Source organism: Bacillus bruguierae (assembly GCF_037104725.1).
Classification (GTDB): Bacteria; Bacillota; Bacilli; order Bacillales; family Bacillaceae_G; genus Bacillus_A; species Bacillus_A bruguierae.
This window is the reverse complement of sequence record NZ_JBAWSX010000015.1, coordinates 39,855-56,143: the sequence shown is the minus strand read 5'-3', so window position 1 is coordinate 56,143 and position 16,289 is coordinate 39,855. Positions and strand designations below refer to the sequence as shown.

Annotated in this window: 16 protein-coding genes; 3 read left to right on the top strand and 13 right to left on the bottom strand. The window is 37.5% G+C overall.

What is annotated here, in order from left to right:
• Positions 1 to 81 precede the first annotated feature (81 nt).
• Positions 82 to 612: a hypothetical protein gene (locus WAZ07_RS20390; RefSeq protein ID WP_336473898.1), complete on the bottom strand. Its 531-nt coding sequence runs from the start codon at positions 610 to 612 to the stop codon at positions 82 to 84.
• Positions 613 to 632: 20 nt separating this feature from the next.
• A complete protein-coding gene (locus WAZ07_RS20385) occupies positions 633 to 1,487 on the bottom strand; it encodes a helix-turn-helix transcriptional regulator (RefSeq protein ID WP_336473931.1) in 855 nt (284 codons plus the stop codon).
• A 355-nt stretch (positions 1,488 to 1,842) separates the two neighbouring features.
• On the opposite strand from WAZ07_RS20385, the gene WAZ07_RS20380 reads away from it, so the two are divergent.
• Positions 1,843 to 2,304 carry a YusW family protein gene (locus tag WAZ07_RS20380; protein ID WP_336473897.1) on the top strand — a complete coding sequence of 154 codons (462 nt, stop codon included), beginning with the start codon at positions 1,843 to 1,845 and terminating at the stop codon, positions 2,302 to 2,304.
• A gap of 163 nt (positions 2,305 to 2,467) precedes the next feature.
• Here the strand turns inward: WAZ07_RS20380 and WAZ07_RS20375 are convergent, their stop codons facing one another.
• On the bottom strand, positions 2,468 to 2,992 hold the full coding sequence (locus WAZ07_RS20375) for a hypothetical protein (RefSeq protein WP_090917193.1): 525 nt from the start codon (positions 2,990 to 2,992) through the stop codon (positions 2,468 to 2,470).
• A gap of 229 nt (positions 2,993 to 3,221) precedes the next feature.
• Here WAZ07_RS20375 and WAZ07_RS20370 point away from each other — a divergent pair, with 229 nt between their 5' ends.
• Entirely contained in the window at positions 3,222 to 3,869 is a 648-nt protein-coding gene (locus WAZ07_RS20370) for a glycosyltransferase (RefSeq protein WP_336473896.1), read from the top strand.
• 407 nt (positions 3,870 to 4,276) lie between these two features.
• Here the strand turns inward: WAZ07_RS20370 and dctP are convergent, their stop codons facing one another.
• From dctP to WAZ07_RS20355, 3 genes are all read right to left on the bottom strand, one after another.
• The gene (gene dctP / locus WAZ07_RS20365) at positions 4,277 to 5,554 is read right to left on the bottom strand and encodes a C4-dicarboxylate transporter DctP (protein WP_336473895.1); all 1,278 of its coding nucleotides are present in this window, start codon (positions 5,552 to 5,554) and stop codon (positions 4,277 to 4,279) included.
• Between the two features lie 120 nt (positions 5,555 to 5,674).
• Positions 5,675 to 6,373: a response regulator gene (locus WAZ07_RS20360; RefSeq protein ID WP_336473894.1), complete on the bottom strand. Its 699-nt coding sequence runs from the start codon at positions 6,371 to 6,373 to the stop codon at positions 5,675 to 5,677.
• The gene (locus tag WAZ07_RS20355; protein WP_336473893.1) at positions 6,363 to 7,964 is read right to left on the bottom strand and encodes a sensor histidine kinase; all 1,602 of its coding nucleotides are present in this window, start codon (positions 7,962 to 7,964) and stop codon (positions 6,363 to 6,365) included. The genes WAZ07_RS20360 and WAZ07_RS20355 overlap by 11 nt, the downstream gene beginning before the upstream one ends.
• A gap of 233 nt (positions 7,965 to 8,197) precedes the next feature.
• Between WAZ07_RS20355 and WAZ07_RS20350 the strand changes: the two genes are divergently transcribed.
• Positions 8,198 to 9,268 carry a TRAP transporter substrate-binding protein gene (locus tag WAZ07_RS20350; protein ID WP_336473892.1) on the top strand — a complete coding sequence of 357 codons (1,071 nt, stop codon included), beginning with the start codon at positions 8,198 to 8,200 and terminating at the stop codon, positions 9,266 to 9,268.
• 152 nt (positions 9,269 to 9,420) lie between these two features.
• Here the strand turns inward: WAZ07_RS20350 and WAZ07_RS20345 are convergent, their stop codons facing one another.
• From WAZ07_RS20345 to WAZ07_RS20315, 7 genes are all read right to left on the bottom strand, one after another.
• Complete coding sequence (locus tag WAZ07_RS20345; protein ID WP_336473891.1) at positions 9,421 to 10,533, bottom strand: cupin domain-containing protein; 1,113 nt, start codon at positions 10,531 to 10,533, stop codon at positions 9,421 to 9,423.
• A gap of 14 nt (positions 10,534 to 10,547) precedes the next feature.
• The gene (locus WAZ07_RS20340; protein WP_413788930.1) at positions 10,548 to 11,048 is read right to left on the bottom strand and encodes a DinB family protein; all 501 of its coding nucleotides are present in this window, start codon (positions 11,046 to 11,048) and stop codon (positions 10,548 to 10,550) included.
• Positions 11,045 to 11,989 (bottom strand): fumarylacetoacetate hydrolase family protein, encoded by a 945-nt coding sequence (locus WAZ07_RS20335; protein ID WP_336473889.1) that lies wholly within the window; start codon positions 11,987 to 11,989, stop codon positions 11,045 to 11,047. The genes WAZ07_RS20340 and WAZ07_RS20335 overlap by 4 nt, the downstream gene beginning before the upstream one ends.
• A 245-nt stretch (positions 11,990 to 12,234) precedes the next feature.
• On the bottom strand, positions 12,235 to 12,792 hold the full coding sequence (locus WAZ07_RS20330; RefSeq protein ID WP_336473888.1) for a hypothetical protein: 558 nt from the start codon (positions 12,790 to 12,792) through the stop codon (positions 12,235 to 12,237).
• 68 nt (positions 12,793 to 12,860) lie between these two features.
• Positions 12,861 to 14,090, bottom strand: a complete 1,230-nt coding sequence (locus WAZ07_RS20325; RefSeq protein ID WP_336473887.1) for an FAD-dependent oxidoreductase — start codon at positions 14,088 to 14,090, stop codon at positions 12,861 to 12,863.
• Between the two features lie 69 nt (positions 14,091 to 14,159).
• Positions 14,160 to 14,576, bottom strand: a complete 417-nt coding sequence (locus WAZ07_RS20320; protein ID WP_336473930.1) for an acyl-CoA thioesterase — start codon at positions 14,574 to 14,576, stop codon at positions 14,160 to 14,162.
• A 26-nt stretch (positions 14,577 to 14,602) separates the two neighbouring features.
• Positions 14,603 to 16,159, bottom strand: a complete 1,557-nt coding sequence (locus tag WAZ07_RS20315; RefSeq protein WP_336473886.1) for a class I adenylate-forming enzyme family protein — start codon at positions 16,157 to 16,159, stop codon at positions 14,603 to 14,605.
• Positions 16,160 to 16,289 lie beyond the last annotated feature (130 nt).

Here is a 16,289-nt window from a genome sequence, read left to right as displayed (position 1 = left end):
CTCTCTTCCCAATGCAAGTGATTACTTACATTTAGATTATATAACTTTTCTAATTATTGTCAATCTGTTATTTGTAAATACTTAAGAACGATACTCGTATAAACAACCAAGAAACTGGAATACAGTTAATATAGAACTAAATAAAAGTATGACTAGCAGACTCATATGTAAAGATGGCTGAAAAATAGTAATTGCTCCCCAAACACTTATACTAAACAGGAAAAATTGAGCAATGACTCCCGTTGGTTTCAACCATATCCTTGTTTTTTGTTTTGTAATCTTCACTAAAAATCCGATAACTGAAAATAAGGTTAATGCAATAAATGCTAGCCACCTTCCATAAGCAACATCATAAGGTTCAATTTGACCCGGGCATATGAAATGAATAATACGAAATAATAGAATACCAATACCGATACAAATAATTAATCCAAGTAAACATTCTATACTAGCCTTAAATAGAGATTTTAAAATTGGCTTGTTTTTCCCTATTACTTCTAATATTTCACTCAACACGCCAAGTATAAATAGTGCAAAAAACCATATAAAGAAGTAAAAAGGGGTTTCTAATTTCAATAATTCTGATATTGAGTAGAATAACATTTTCCACATGTGTTCTTTCTCACCCTTTCTTATTCTTCTATGTCTTCAAGCTGCAAATTCGTAGGTTCTTCAGAAAGAGTATCATAAAAATTTTCCGCTAAGTCCGTTGACGGCACCTTTTCATCGACTTCATCCAATCGAAAACTATCCGCCCATATGCAGCCTTCTCCTGATAATAAAATGCCAAATGCAATTCCGAGCGCCTCTTCTTTTATATCCAGCACAACTGAATAAGGTTCCCAGTTTTTCGTATTTTTAATTGGACGATTTTGCATATTATCCATAGCTAATGGCTCTGTATCTTTTCCGTCCACACGCATCCACAGTCCTGCCCAATCTTTCACACTTTTACTTTTAATAAATGCCGTTAGGCGCAAACGCTTTCCCCTGTATTTATCTGCTTTAAACATTTGCATAAGCGTTGTGAATCCACCATGAGTAACATCTTCTTTCGCTTTTATATAAGCTGACACTTTTCCTTGATGAACAACCTCATAATCTAAGCCCATCTCATATTCTGCTGGATGGCTTCCGCTTAATACCCAGCCTTTCGGTAATCCTTTTTGCATTGAAACGCCCTCCCTTTCTATATAAAAAGCTTGGAAATATGTCCGATACCTTTTCGGTGGTAAGTGAAACATACCTTTAAACGCTCTCGTAAATGCTTCTTGTGAAGAAAACCCGTACTGCACTGCAATATCTAATACAGGTCGATTTGTCATCACCAATGCCTGCGCTGCATATGTTAATCGTCTCTTCCGAATGTATGAGTTGACGCTCATTCCAATATTATCTTGAAAAACCCGGTGAAAATGATACATAGACATAGCACAATAAGAAGCTACTTCTTCTAAAGTCAGTTCTTCCTCAATATGCTTTTCCATATAATCAATTGCACGTTTTAATAGATCACCATACCTCTGCACACTCATCATTCCTCCTTACATTTCCAATTTAACACAAATATTCTATCTATTTTTTGATTTAAATTGCGATATTTCTCTCTTCGACACATAGAAATTAGAAAACTTTTTCGTACTCATGCCGTTCCCTGCAATAACAGGTGTCTAGCAAAAAAGAAGTGATTGCTCCCAAAAGCATGACATTTGTCAGCCTTTTGGAACAACCACTTTTTCTTTATATTTCATTTTCCTATTATAAAAAATTATTCCTTTCCCTTACATAAAAAGATAAAAATTGGAAAAGCTTTTATTGAAAACTACTAAGGAGGCACACAAAATGAAAATTTTATTTTCAATCCTTTTAGCATTTATGCTATTACCTGCAATGACAGGGTGTACACCTAAAAAACAGGATACAACTACTAACAAGAAGACAACAGAAGAAACAAAAAAGGAAGTAAATCAAGATTTAAAACTAAGTTTTAATGAATTCGATTTAAGGGCAAATTATCAAGATACAAAGAAGGACTACGAAGCAGACTATAAACATAAAAAAGCAAATGAAAAACCAGAAGCAAAACTAGACGATAGTAAAACAAATGAAAAGTTGGCTGGAAATGAAGCAATGAATAAATTGGCTCCACTCTTACAGCAACTAAAATTTGATAAAGACACAAAAGATGAAGATGTCATAAATCAAGTAGTAGATATATTCCAACTAGATAAAGACTATGAAAAATTCGACTTAAAAGTTGTCTTTACAGATGGAACGAAAAAAGAATATAAAGTACCAAAGTAAAAAGCAAACTCTAAAAGTACACCTATATTTATCATGAAGATCCAAACAACTAAAAATAAAGTAGCCCTTTTAACTTTCGTCTAAAAGGGCTACTTTATAATTTTTTTTATTTTTCATTAAAACATTTTTTATGAAATAAAAATAACTTTGTTTAAAAACAAAGTTATTTCGCTGATTTCTCTTCTTTTTTAAACCGGTCATAATAGTTAACGGCTGTAGACAGGTGTACCTCAATATCGCGAATGAATGAAGAATTTTCTTCTTTCGCTACTCGTTCTAATTTTTTCATCGCTTGTTCTGTTTCGTTTAAAAAACCTGCGTATAATTCATTTTCTCTTTCTTTTGACTTTGGAACCCGAATTTCTTTACGCACATTCTCAATATCTGCTAACGTATTATCCGTTAACTTTTGGACCTCTTCTTTAAATCTCGGAAGTTTCATTGCCTTTCCAGATTTCTCTTCCGCTTCTTTCCAAAGCTTCATAGCCTCATTTACTTCTTTATTAATTTTTTCTTCATACTGACTATGTACAGATTGGTACACTTTCAGATCTTCGGGATTGTCTTCTTTATGATTTGTTTGCTCTACTTTTTCTTTCGTTTCTTGTTTTGTTTCTTTATTACTAGTACATCCTGTTAATAGTAATGCACTACTAAGCAGAATCGCACCCCAAGCTTTTTGCTTCATTTCAAACTGCTCCTTTTATTCACTGTATGTTTTCTATCATTATTATAACGATAACGAGTAAAAATTCACACGTATCTGCTCTCATTTATACTTACAGCCATATTCTGTTCACAATATCGTCACTTTATCCACTACATGCTAAAACGATTAAATTAACCAGAATAAAATGAACGAAATAATACAAACTAACAATGGAACATTTATGTAAATCAAAAAGGAGAAGATACCCATGAAAAAGCTACTCTTGAAACTCACACTGCTCGTTATGTCTTGTACTTTCCTCTTGTCACCAATAAAAGTAGGCGCAGAAGAAAACGTACGTATCCAAAATCCTTGTCCTAGCCAATCAGCAATACAACTGAAAGATGATTTAAGAAGACTTTGGATTGACCATACAATATGGACAAGGAATTATATTATAAGCGCCTTAGCAGGGCTGAAAGATCAAGATAAGGTATTAGCAAGACTGTTAAAAAACCAAGATGATATCGGGAATGCAATAAAGCCATATTATGGGGAAGCAGCTGGCAATAAACTTACCAAACTATTAAGAGAACATATTCTCCTTGCAGGAAAAGTAGTAGTTGCAGCAAAAAGCGGTAATCAAGCAAATTTAAAAAAGTTTAACAAACAGTGGTATAAAAATGCCGATGATATCGCTCAGTTTCTTAGCAGCGCCAATCCAAATTGGTCAAATGATGCATTAAAAGACCTATTGTATACCCATTTAAAATTCGTTGCAGATGAAGCTGTAGCGAGAATTAAAAAAGATTGGGATGCAGATATTCTTGCTTTCGATAAAGGGGAAGACCATATTATTAAAATGGCCGACACACTTGCAGAAGGTATTATAAAGCAATTTCCAAATAAATTTTAATAGGAAAAGCTCCTTCCTAAGTATGAAGGAGCTTTACTTACAACATGACCTGTACTCGCTTTCTCCCTTTGTTTTAAACTTCGCATGTGGCAGAAAAAGGCCCTGACCGCTTATATGCACGGCCAGATGCTCTCGTCCTCCCCTGAAATGTCGTTTTTTACTTATGTATATAGCAAAGAATTCTCTCCATGAAACACTACTAAAAAATACGTCTACAGATTGTGTTTCAGAATTCCAGTCTAATATTAAAAATGGGGCATTTCATGTAATGATGTTGTGACTGGTGAGGTCTTACTTCCCCAAAATAACAGGTTAAAAAACTATCCACCTATTCTAGTGGATAGTTCCTTTTCCCATCAAACTCTTCATTCCTTTGAAAACAAATGATCCTTCTTACTACTTATGCATTATACAGCTTCCTTCGCCTCTGTTAATGCTTTTGTACCAGAAAGGGCTTCTGCATGCTTTGCTTCATCAAATTCATTTTCACTCTTTGCGACAACGATTGTCGCAATCCCATTTCCAATTAAGTTTACAATGGCTCTTCCTTCACTCATAAAGCGATCGACTCCAAGAAGTAACGCTAATCCTTCTAAAGGAATAACCTTTAACGCAGCTAACGTCGAAGCTAATACAATAAATCCACTTCCTGTGACGCCTGCCGCACCTTTAGACGTTAACATAAGCACTAAAATAATGGTAACTTGCTGCCCAATTGTTAGATCAATACCAAATACTTGCGCTAAAAAGACAACTGCCATGGATAAATAAATAGACGTACCATCAAGATTAAAGGAATAACCTGTTGGAATCACGAGACCAACAACAGATTTTGAACATCCAAATTGCTCCATCTTATTCATCATTCTTGGCAGTACAGATTCAGAAGAACTTGTTCCTAATACAATTAATATCTCATCTCGAATAAACTTTAAATAATTCCATAAACTGAATCCATACATCTTACAAATAATATTTAAAACTACAAAAACGAATAAGAACATCGTTATATATACTGACATCATTAATTTTCCAAGTGGTACAAGCGACGCAAGTCCAAAGTGACCAATTGTATATGCCATAGCACCAAATGCCCCGATCGGTGCAGCTTTCATTACATAGCCAATAATTTTAAAGAATACGTGTGAAAGTTTGTCTAAGAAATCAATTACTGAGTTTCCTTTTTCTCCAAGAGCCGCCAACCCTACACCAAATAAAATCGAAAAGAATAATACTTGTAAAATATCACCTTTCGCAAACGCATCAACCATATTAGACGGAACGATATGGGTTACAAACTCAATCCAGTTCATGCCATGTCCACCGTTTTGGGTATACTTTGATACGTCTCCTTTTGCAAGTTCATTAAAGTTAAGGCCTTCTCCTGGCTTCATAACATTTACAACAACTAAACCAACAATAAGGGCAAATGTCGTTACTACCTCAAAATAAATAAGAGCTTTTCCACCGACCTTGCCAACCTTTTTCATATCTCCCATTTTGGCAATACCGAGTACAATTGTTAAGAAAATAATCGGTGCAATTACCATTTTTACAGCATTGATAAAAGTGTCACCTAAAGGCTTCATTTCTTTACCAACACTTGGCCAAAGTATTCCAACTAACACCCCAAGTACAATAGCCGTTAATACTTGAAAGGTTAAATTTTTAAAAAGTCGTTTCACCTTTCTTCTCCCCTTTGATTTTTCTAAATTTTCTATCTGTTAGTTTATAACATAATGATAGCGTTTACATCAAAAAGAGAGAAGTTTATGGTCATAACGGATATTTTGTTCATTTTGGTCTTAACTTTTTGTTTCTCGAAACACATAACGATTAATCGGTCTTCCAACTCCGCCATACTGAACTGCCAAATGAATAACACCTCTTTTTTCTAAATAGTCTAAGTAACGACGAGCCGTCACTCTAGCTATCCCAATGGCACGCGCCACATCTTCAGCGGAGCGGGGTTCTTCTTGCTGTTTTACATACGTTACAATTTCATTTAGTGTAAACTCGTTCAAACCTTTTGGTAAATTACTCACCGTCCTCTCAGAGCGCCCAGAATATAATAATAAATCCAGCTGCTCCTGTGAAATAGACCCAGAGTCTCTCAAACTTATTCTATATTGGCGATACTTCTCTAATGCTTGCTGAATGCGGTGCAACTTAAAAGGTTTAATAATATAATCTATTGCTCCATTTTGCAGCATGAGTTTAATTGTTTCCCTATCTTTAGCAGCAGAAACAACAATTACATCCGTTTCTAATTGTTGTTTTCGAAATTCCTGCAATACCTGAATACCATCCTTTTTAGGCATAAAGATGTCCAAAATAACAAGATCTGGCTTCATTTTTTTAACAAAGCTAATCCCCTCCTCACCATTGCTGGCGATAGCGATTACTTGAAATCCTTTTACACTTTTTATAAACTCCTTATTTACTTCCTGAACCATTGGATCATCTTCTATTAACACTACTTTAAATTCCTCTTTATACGCCATACAATTCCGCCTCCATCTCCATTGGAAAAGTAATGATAAAGCTAGTTCCTTCACCTTCAAAAGATGAAATTCGAATTTCTCCTCTCCCCTTCTCAACAATTTGTTTTACTAGAAAAAGACCATAACCTGTCCCATCACGTTTATTTACAGTAAAGCCTTTCTCATATAACCTTGGTAAATATTCTTCTTTTATCCCGCATCCATTATCTTCGATTAATATTGCACACACGTCCTCTGACTGCTCAATACTAATATCAATTCTTTTATTGGTGACCTCAATTCGTTCAAATGATCCAAATGCATTTTCTATTAAGTTCCCTAATAATACAACGAAATCATGTTGATCTACTTGGTACGGAAATGCCTCCAAATAACTATTTTGATCAATACTCACTTGAATTCCAAGCTCTTTCCCTCTACTTACTTTACTTAAAAGAAGCCCTGCAACGGCATCATTTTTAATGGTCTCATTTAAATAATTAGTTACACTCTCCTGCTCCTCTGAAGTGTTATAAGCAAGTTGTAATGCCTTATCAGCTTTACCGAGCTGAATTAGTCCTGCTATTGTATGAAGTTTATTCATATGCTCATGACTTTGTACACGCAGTGCTTCAACAAAGTTCTTCACTCCAGTTAATTCTTCCGCAAGCTTTGTTACCTCTGTACGATCTTGGAAAATTGCCACCGCTCCAATTAATTCATTATCTTTCTTAATAGGTATACGGTTACTTAAAATGACCTTTCCGCTTACTTTTATTTCTTCATTGTATACTGCTTGATTTTTCTCCACGATTTCCGGAAGCCTTGTATCCTGTAATATTTTACGAATAGGCTGTCCGACAACATCTCCAGTTACATGAAAAACTTGCTTCGCTTTCTCATTAAAAACCGTAATCATTTCTTGATTATCGATCGCAATCACTCCCTCATTCATTGAATGAAAGGTTGCTGTTCTTTCTTCGAGTATTCTTTTAATCTCATAGGGCTCTAACTGAAACATCTGTTTTTTTATATGATTAGCGAGCATTAATGATCCTATCAATCCAAGTATTAAAGTTAAGATAACTATAAAAAGAATTTCTCCTCTTAATTCGCTCATAATCTCAAAAAAGTTTGGTATTTTATTTCCAACAACAACAACACCAATTTGGTTTAAATTTTGATCTTTAATGGGCATAAAAGCACGAATAACAGTACCTATTTCTCCCTTTGCTTTTGAAAAATAAATATGCTCTGCAAATGCTGCTTTTTCATCTACTCCTTTCGAACGTTTTCCAATCATCTCCTTCACGGGATGCGAATACCGAACTCGTTCCATATTCATGACAACAATATAATCTGTTTCATTAATGACTCTAATATTTTCAATAACAGAATTTAATGTAACCCATCCATTTGTTTCTTGAAGGGACTTCTTTACATCTGACATTTCCGCTACCGTTCGCGCTGTATTCATAGATCTAATTCTTAATTCTTTTTCTTCTTTTTGTTGAATATTTGCGACTATAATCCCTCCACCAATCATGAGGGAAACGATAACAACTGCATAAGAAAGAATCGTAATCTTCCAACGGATTGGTAAATTCCTCACACTTGGCCCTCCTCTCCCCTAAAAGCATCTTTACGAATAGAAATCTTCTCGGTATGCTTACAATAAAGTGAAACTTCCATCAGTGACGCATTTCTCACTGATGGTTAGTTAAACCAATCGGGCTTTTACGGGCAGTTTTCCCCCACCTAACTTCCTTGCTTCTCTCTGAATCTTGAGGTGGGGGCTTTACTGCCCGTTAATAGCGGGATAACAACTTCAAAAGGAGAACGACGATGAAAAAAGCAGCTACTTTTATACTCCTTTTTACCACTTTCATTGCAAGCGCTTTACTTATTAATTATCAGAGGCATTCTCCTCAAAATGAACTCTCATATGACGATGACCAAGAAGGACTAAAAGACCAGATCGTCTTTAAATTTAGCCATGTTGTTGCAGAAAACACACCGAAAGGACTTGCTGCCAACAAATTTGCGGAACTCGTGAATGAAAAATCAAATGGTAAAATAAAAATAGAGGTCTTTCCTAACGGAAGTTTATATTCTGATATAGAAGAATTTCGTGCTTTAAAATCTGGACAAGTACAAATGATTGCTCCTTCCACATCAAACCTTGGAACGTTCTCCCCTGAATGGGGTGTACTTGATTTGCCATTTGCTTTTTCAAATTATGAAGCCTTACAAGAAGGCTTAAACGGAAAAATTGGGGAACAATTACTTCAATCCTTACAAAAAGATGGAATACAAGGGCTTGCCCACTGGTCCAACGGCTTTAAACAAATTACTTCAAACAAAGGACCCATTTATACACCAAAAGATATACAAGGACAATCTTTTCGCATTATGCAAAGTAATGTCATCCAATCCCAATTCGATTTATTAAAAGTTAACGCGCATCAAGATTCATTTAATTCTACATATCAATTAATTGAATCAGGAAAAGTTGACGGTGAAGAAAATACCATTTCAAATATCTACTCTAAAAAATTCTATAACGTTCAAAACTATTTGACAATTAGTAACCATGGATATTTAGGATATGTTGTCATGATGAATCAAAAAACTTGGAACCAGCAAACCCCAAAAACGAAGCAAATATTAACGGAAGCAATGGAAGAAGCTACCGCTTGGAATAATCAACAAGCCGAGCAAATAAATAAAGAACAACTTGAACTTATTAAACAAAATTCATCGATTCAAATTCATGAACTAAACAATGAACAACGAAAAGATTGGGAAACAGCACTATTACCCATATATGATAAACTTGCGCCTACGATTGGAGAAGATTTGGTAGAAGAGTTGAAGGAATTACAAAGGAAGTATCACGCACAAGCACCGCAATAGCAAAACCTATGAAATAAAAAAATCCGTCCGTTCTTAAGATCATACTTAAGAATGGACGGATTTACTATTATAACTTAGGATTATAAGTGTTATCTGTTCAGAAGAACAAATTGTTTATGCAGCACCACCGCTATCAGCCACATACTACAAAATCAAGGCAGTGCTGGCTCAAATTCTCCTATTATCGTTTGATTTCCATTATTGTTCTCATATTCCTGTTTACGTTCTAACCCGAACTTTTCTAAAATCGGAAGGTCATTTGTCGAAAATAAATAGCTGTTTTCTAGCGCTCCGTGTTCGTGCCATGCCCAGTTTGGTATAACGAAGAAGTCACCTTTAGACCAATTAAAGCGAATGCCATTAATAATCGTGTAGCCTGCCCCCTCATGAACATGGTAAATGGATGCATGTGTATGGCGATGCGCTTTTCCTCTGAATCCTTCCGGTAATTTTTGCATCCAAGCTGCAATAGTTGAGCATGCTGTCTCTCCGTTCGATGGGTTTATGTATTCAACAGCATAACCATCGTAAGGATCTGGCTCAAAACGACTTAAGCCGTTAAGCGCTGCTTCTGTTCCTGCCCACTTGTAGGAACTAAGAGGAGCTTTTTTTGTATATCGGTCTGAAATAGGACGAACCATTCCACCTTGATAGCGCTGTGCAGTATAATTGTCTGGAACCTTTGACTGCTCAATTTTTTCTGGATGTGGCTCAAAGAACGTCCCGCCGAGGTAATAAATTGTCGGAATATCAAGGCAATCCATCCAAATCATAGGTTTATCACCAGGGTGGCCGTGGCCGTGCCAAAGTCCATTTGGAGTCGTTAGGAAATCTCCTCGTTCCATGAAAATACGCTCTCCTTGAACAATCGAGTAAGCACCTTCTCCTTCCATGACGAAACGCAAAGCATTCTGAACATGCCGATGAGATGGAGCTGTTTCTCCAGGTTGTATTAATTGAACGGCAGCATATAACGTTTGTGTGGTCGACGCCCAGCCCCACGGTTTTCTATAATTCAGTCCAGGGTTTTGTAAATAGATGGCCCGACGTTCTCCCCCGCGGTCCGGTGTAAATATTTGCGTCGCCTCCATCAACTTCTTATGAAGTAATTCAGATTTCCAAAGGTATGCTTGTGCATGTGGTTCAGGTGTATGTTTCATTAAATCCGGAATCGCGTTCCACAATGGACCGAGATGGTATCGCTCGATATCACGATTAAAATCTTGTACGAGTGTACTTTCATAAAAAGCATTTTTTTCTGCCATTTTATTTTCCTCCTTTATCGCTCGTTATATAAAGATAAATTTCGTTGAATTTGGTTGTAATGTTTTTCTGCATGCTCTACGATGAGGTGATTAACAATGAATTCAATTGGCTTGTTGTCGAAACGAGGGTTGCGGCTTGGAGCCTTAATAGCTAAATCTTCGTCTGTTAATGTCTTGAGCACATTTTCTATTATGGAAGGGATGGAAGATAGTTGTTGAATGACTTCGTCTACAGATAGGTTATTTATATTCTCTTCTGACACTGTCTGTAGTCGCACTTCATCTGTCAAGCCGCGGCCCCATGGGTTTTCAGGTTGTCCTTTAATATTGTTAATCTCTTTTGCCCAATAAGGAATTGCTTCCACTATATGTGTAATAATTTGCATGATAGACCATTCGTCTTTCGAAGATTTCCAACGAATCGTTTCCTCCGACAGAGATTTAACAAGAGTTTCTATTTTATCGATCGATTCACGGATAGATTCGACGGCATTAACCTGCAAGTTTTTACTCATAGCGCCGGCACCTCTGATGTTTGTTTTACTCTATTTTCGAGTACACCTACTTGATCCACCTCGATGCGCACGATATCTCCATCTTTAAGAAATGCTTGCGGATTACGCGCTACGCCTACACCACCTGGAGTACCTGTTAAGATGACATCACCTGGCTCTAGCGTCATTAAATCAGATAAGAATGCAACAAGATATTGAACAGAGAATACGAGATTTGCGGTATTAGACTGTTGACGTTTCTCTCCATTGACTGTTAAGACAATATCCAAACCAGATGGATCTGTTAATTCATCCGATGTAATTAACCAAGGACCCATTGGAGCACTTCCTTCAACCGTTTTACCTTGAAGCCACTGAATTGTACGGCGTTGAATGTCACGGTAAGTAACATCATTAGCAATCGTGTACCCCGCCACATACTCAAGGGCGTCTGCTTTTGAAACATTCCGGGCACGCTTCCCGATCACAAAAGCAAATTCCGCTTCGTAATCTAGCTGTTCAGAAATTGGATAAAACGGAATATTATCTTGCGGGCCAACTACAGTATTAGCAAACTTTGCAAAGATGACTGGATATGGAGGTAACTCCCGTTTCATTTCCAAAATATGCTCACGATAATTGTGACCTACACAAATAATTTTCCCTGGGGAAGGGACTGGAGCTTCAATTTTGACTTCATCTTCTTCAAATATCAATTTAGCTTCACTTTTATTCGTAAGTGCATAAGCAATAGCATCTTTTACTAGATTCATACTTTCTGTTCCGCCTTGCAAGAAACCATTCATATCCTTTGGGATATAGGCTTCAGCAATTTGAGCGGCGCGAAGTTTCCCCTCTGACGTCAGTTTCGCTTTAAAGGCTGCATGTAGATCAATCAATTTTCGATTTTCTAAAGCTGCAATTCTGGATTCTCCGTTATGAGTAAAAGTAACAAGTTTCATATTGATCTTCCTTTCCTAAAAATGTTTATTAGCGAATTAGATTCGTAAATATATAACCCTAACATAAAAAACCTCTTTCTTTTTAGGCGGGCAAGAGCATCAGGGCCTGTTTCTACCACATGCAACGTTTAAAAAAAGGAGAAAGTAAGTAGCAATCATGTTGTATTCTGAATGCATATATAGAGAAAGAAGAACTCTCGCTAATAACCTTGTCCGTGCATTTTTATCTACTCTTATCTTTTAACTTATAGAAGATAAAAGGTATTACCTCTTGGACCAAGAGGTAAATGCCCCGCTTCAAGTAACTCTACAACTGAAAGAAAAGCGTTATCCCCTTCAGCTAATTCAGCCGCACACGCAAGAACACTGACGTACATCGCATGTCCTATGAGAAATCTGATCGCCTTCTCATCACCAAATATATGGAATGCTTGTTTATAAACTCCGTGGAATATTACTTCTGGCACTTTATCTACTACATCCGCTAGAAGTTTTTCGTTTCCTGCACGTACAATTTGCTCTTTTAACTGATCTGGTACTTCCTTTAGTGCTTCCCAAAAAGCACTTCCTTCAAATGAGAGCCGTTCGATTGTTTCTGATAATTGTTTTCTTGAAATCCACCTTATATCATATTCGCTAATGTTAAGAGAACTCATGAATCGATCTACTTTCTTCTCGGCTTCTATATTCTGCTGTCCAACGTTCTCGTACCAGTCCATAGTCGTTAATCGTTTAATCATTTCATTAGCAGAACGAGCACCTGAACCATACTTTTCTTCATTAATTAATTGAGATAAAGCCATTCCATTCCGCTCCTTTCATTTTGTCCACGCTACTAATCTAGGTGTTTTTTCTTACGATTCCACCAAGATTAATATTTCGTTGTCAGTTCAGGAGGTCCGAATTTTGGTCCGTACGGTCCTTCATCAAGCCATCTTCCCAATCTTGGAACGATAGACACCATTGAAGCTGCAATTTCTCGTTTCATGTTCATTTCAGGAGAATTCCCCTGAAGGTGATGCAGCGCAGTGGTTGAAGCGTCGCGGTTCCATTTAGCTGCAATTCGACGTTCCTTTGCCGCTGTTTCAATAGCTTCTATCCGCTCATCCTCAGAATGAGATTGTAATGCTTTCTCGATACCTCGCACGGCAATAACGGCATCTGGCACCCCAGAATTTAATCCGCGCGCACCGAATGGAGCAAATAAATGTGCAGCTTCCCCAGCAATAAAAATGCGGCGTTTTACGTCAGTAAACGAATTTGCCACTACTTGATGGAAACGGTATGAAGACACCCATGTAATCCGCTCAGCATACTTAGCATCCATCACTTTTGGCAACCACGACTTAGCACTTTCAATATTTGTATAATCCTCTGGGTTGTCTGACTCAAGCAACTGTAGATCAATACGCCAGCCTCCTTTAAATGGAACAAACATTACGTTTCTTCCCCCCATAGCTGGATGTTGATAATGGAATATCCTCTCTAAAGGAAGTGGATTCTCTTCATCTTCCTTTGCATCCACAACGATAAAAGTGTCTGCGGTGCGCGGACCTTCGAATTTTAATCCGGCCTGCTCTCTTACGACTGAACGCGCTCCATCACAACCAATCACATACTGTGCCTTCAAGGTTTCGCCAGATGAAGTAGTTAATTGCACTCCGGAGTCTGTAACATCTAACTTCTCTACCGCAGCATTCCAGAGGAATTCAACCCCTGCTTCCATGCAAGCTTCATACATATACTTTTCAATCTTATCCTGATGGAGAGCTGTAAAATGAGGCAATTTGTTTGATTCAAGATTGTTGTCTTTGCCGTAATTGCGCACATATACTTCTTTTCCCTTGTAGAATGTTCGTTTGACCGGCCAGATGATTCCGTTTCTAGCAAGTGTAAAACCAAGGCCTTCAGCAGTTTCCTCAAGAAGATTCAATGAGGCACTGTGCAAATAAATAGCTCTACTTCCTGGGCGCGGCCGGTCGAATGGATCTGCTTCCATTACTAAAGTTGATATCCCCTTTTTTCGTAATGCAAGTCCCGCTACAAGGCCTACTGGACCGGCGCCAACGACAATCACATCATATTTCTTTTCTTTTGCCATGGATAACTCCCCTTTATCAATAAATTTCTATTCGTTGAAACGACATGCCCTATCATTGTTCGTACGTCTTCATCCCTCCACTTCCTCTATCTGTGGCATCATCTTCTGCCTGATGTCCTCAGGGATTGGATGCGCTTTCACTTTTCCTTTAAAAGAAGTCCATGCACGAATTTCATAGCCTTCTGCCACCGCCAGTTCCCCTTTTACAAAAACATGCTGAATTTTAAAGACTTTATTATGCAATTCTTTGACCGTGCTTTGCACAACTACATGATCTTCAAAACAAAGCGGCGATATGAATTTGCATTTTGCCTCGAGTAACGGCAAACCAATCTGTTGTTCTGTGTAAAGTTTGGAAGAAGGAGAACCAATTTTTTTAAAATATTCATGAGTTGCTTCATCCATCCATTTATAAAAATTGGGATAAAATACAATGCCAGCTGCATCTGTATCCCCCCATCTTACCTGAAATGTATATTCTTCCATCATCTCTTTCACTCCTATGCTATCTTTCAAACCGTTGGACTAATGTTTGAGGCTACTTGCTCTCGCAATTTCAACTTCTGAATTTTCCCGCTGGCTGTTACAGGAAATTCATCTGTGAATACAACTTTTGCTGGTATTTTGTAAATCGCCATTTGCTCTTTGAGATACGATTTCATTTCTTCTTCCGAACTTACGTCTCCATTTTTAAGTCGAATGACTGCACATACCACTTCTCCGAGGACCTTATCGGGAATACCGACGACCGCTGCTTCCATCACTTTCGGATGTTTCATCAGCACCGCTTCAATTTCTTGAGGATAAACGTTTAAACCTCCGCGTATAATCATTTCCTTTTTTCGTCCTACGAATCTTAAATATCCCTCATGATCGAGAGTGCCTAAGTCTCCTGTGTAATACCAGTTTTCATTATCCAGAACCTGCTTTGTCTGTTCGGACATATTATAATAACCTTTCATCACACCAAAGCCCTTCACTGCGATTTCTCCTACTTCCCCGGGAGGAAGTACAGTTCTATTTTCATCTACAATTTTTATCGTTACCCCTGGAATTGCCCTTCCGAGAGTTTCTGTTATGTTCTGTTCCGTATCACCGTAAGAAGTCATCGTCACAGAAACCGTTTCTGTTATCCCGAATGACTGACAGAGATTGATGCCCATGCGTTCTCGTATCTCTTTCACCTTTTTCGCTGAAATAGGAGCAGCACCAACAAGTCCAGCACGCAATGTAGATAAATCATAATGATCAAAATCCTCTAATTCTAGTTCTTTTATAAACATCGTTGGCACGCCTTGCTGGATGGTCGCTTTTTCTTGTTCAATTAACTCTAGGGTTTCTCGTGGATGAAATTTTTCCTGTAAGATCATTCGGGCACCGACAGCTACTGCACAAAGCATGTTAATTGCCATACCAAAAATATGGAAAAGAGGAGCAGAAATAATGAACACATCGTCTTGCGTGCAAAGTAACTCTCTCCCTATTGTTTGTGCAGATTGTACAACAGCGCGGTGTGTAACCATTACCCCTTTAGGAGTACCCGTTGTCCCTGAGGTATACAATATACAAAACAAATCGTTGTTTACATCTATATAAGCCGTTTCCGTTTCATTTATCCCAGAACAGATTAGCTCCTCATACGAGTAGAGATCTGCTTGCTGAAACCTTACAGTAACAGCTTTTTGCACCATATGAAGCGCTTTTTCAAAACCAAAATTTTGTTCAAATTCTTCTGCGGCTATCAATAGCTTTGGCGCGGAATTTTTCAGTATATATTCAATTTCATGTGACTTATATTTTGGATTAAAAGGAATGACTACCGCTCCTACTTTAGCTGCTGCAAAGTATATAACTACTGTCTCGTACCAGTTTGGTAAAGAAACAGCGATGCGGTCTGCTTTCCTTATACCTAGCCTCTTCAGTCCCGCAGCCAAACAATCTGCATCGTCTTTCAATTGTTGATATGTGGTTCGTTTACTTAAATCATATATTGCTTCTTTTTCACCATAAGCTGAAACAACATGTTCTAACAACTCATACACCGCCAATAGATTTTGATCCTTTTCCATTCTCTCACTCACTTTCTATGGTCTTACTAACCGGATCGATCCTATCTTATAGATAAAGTGAAACTTCCCTCTATTGGAGGGATAAACGATGAAGGAAAACCAGGAAGACCTCTCCCTGGTTTCCTATTCT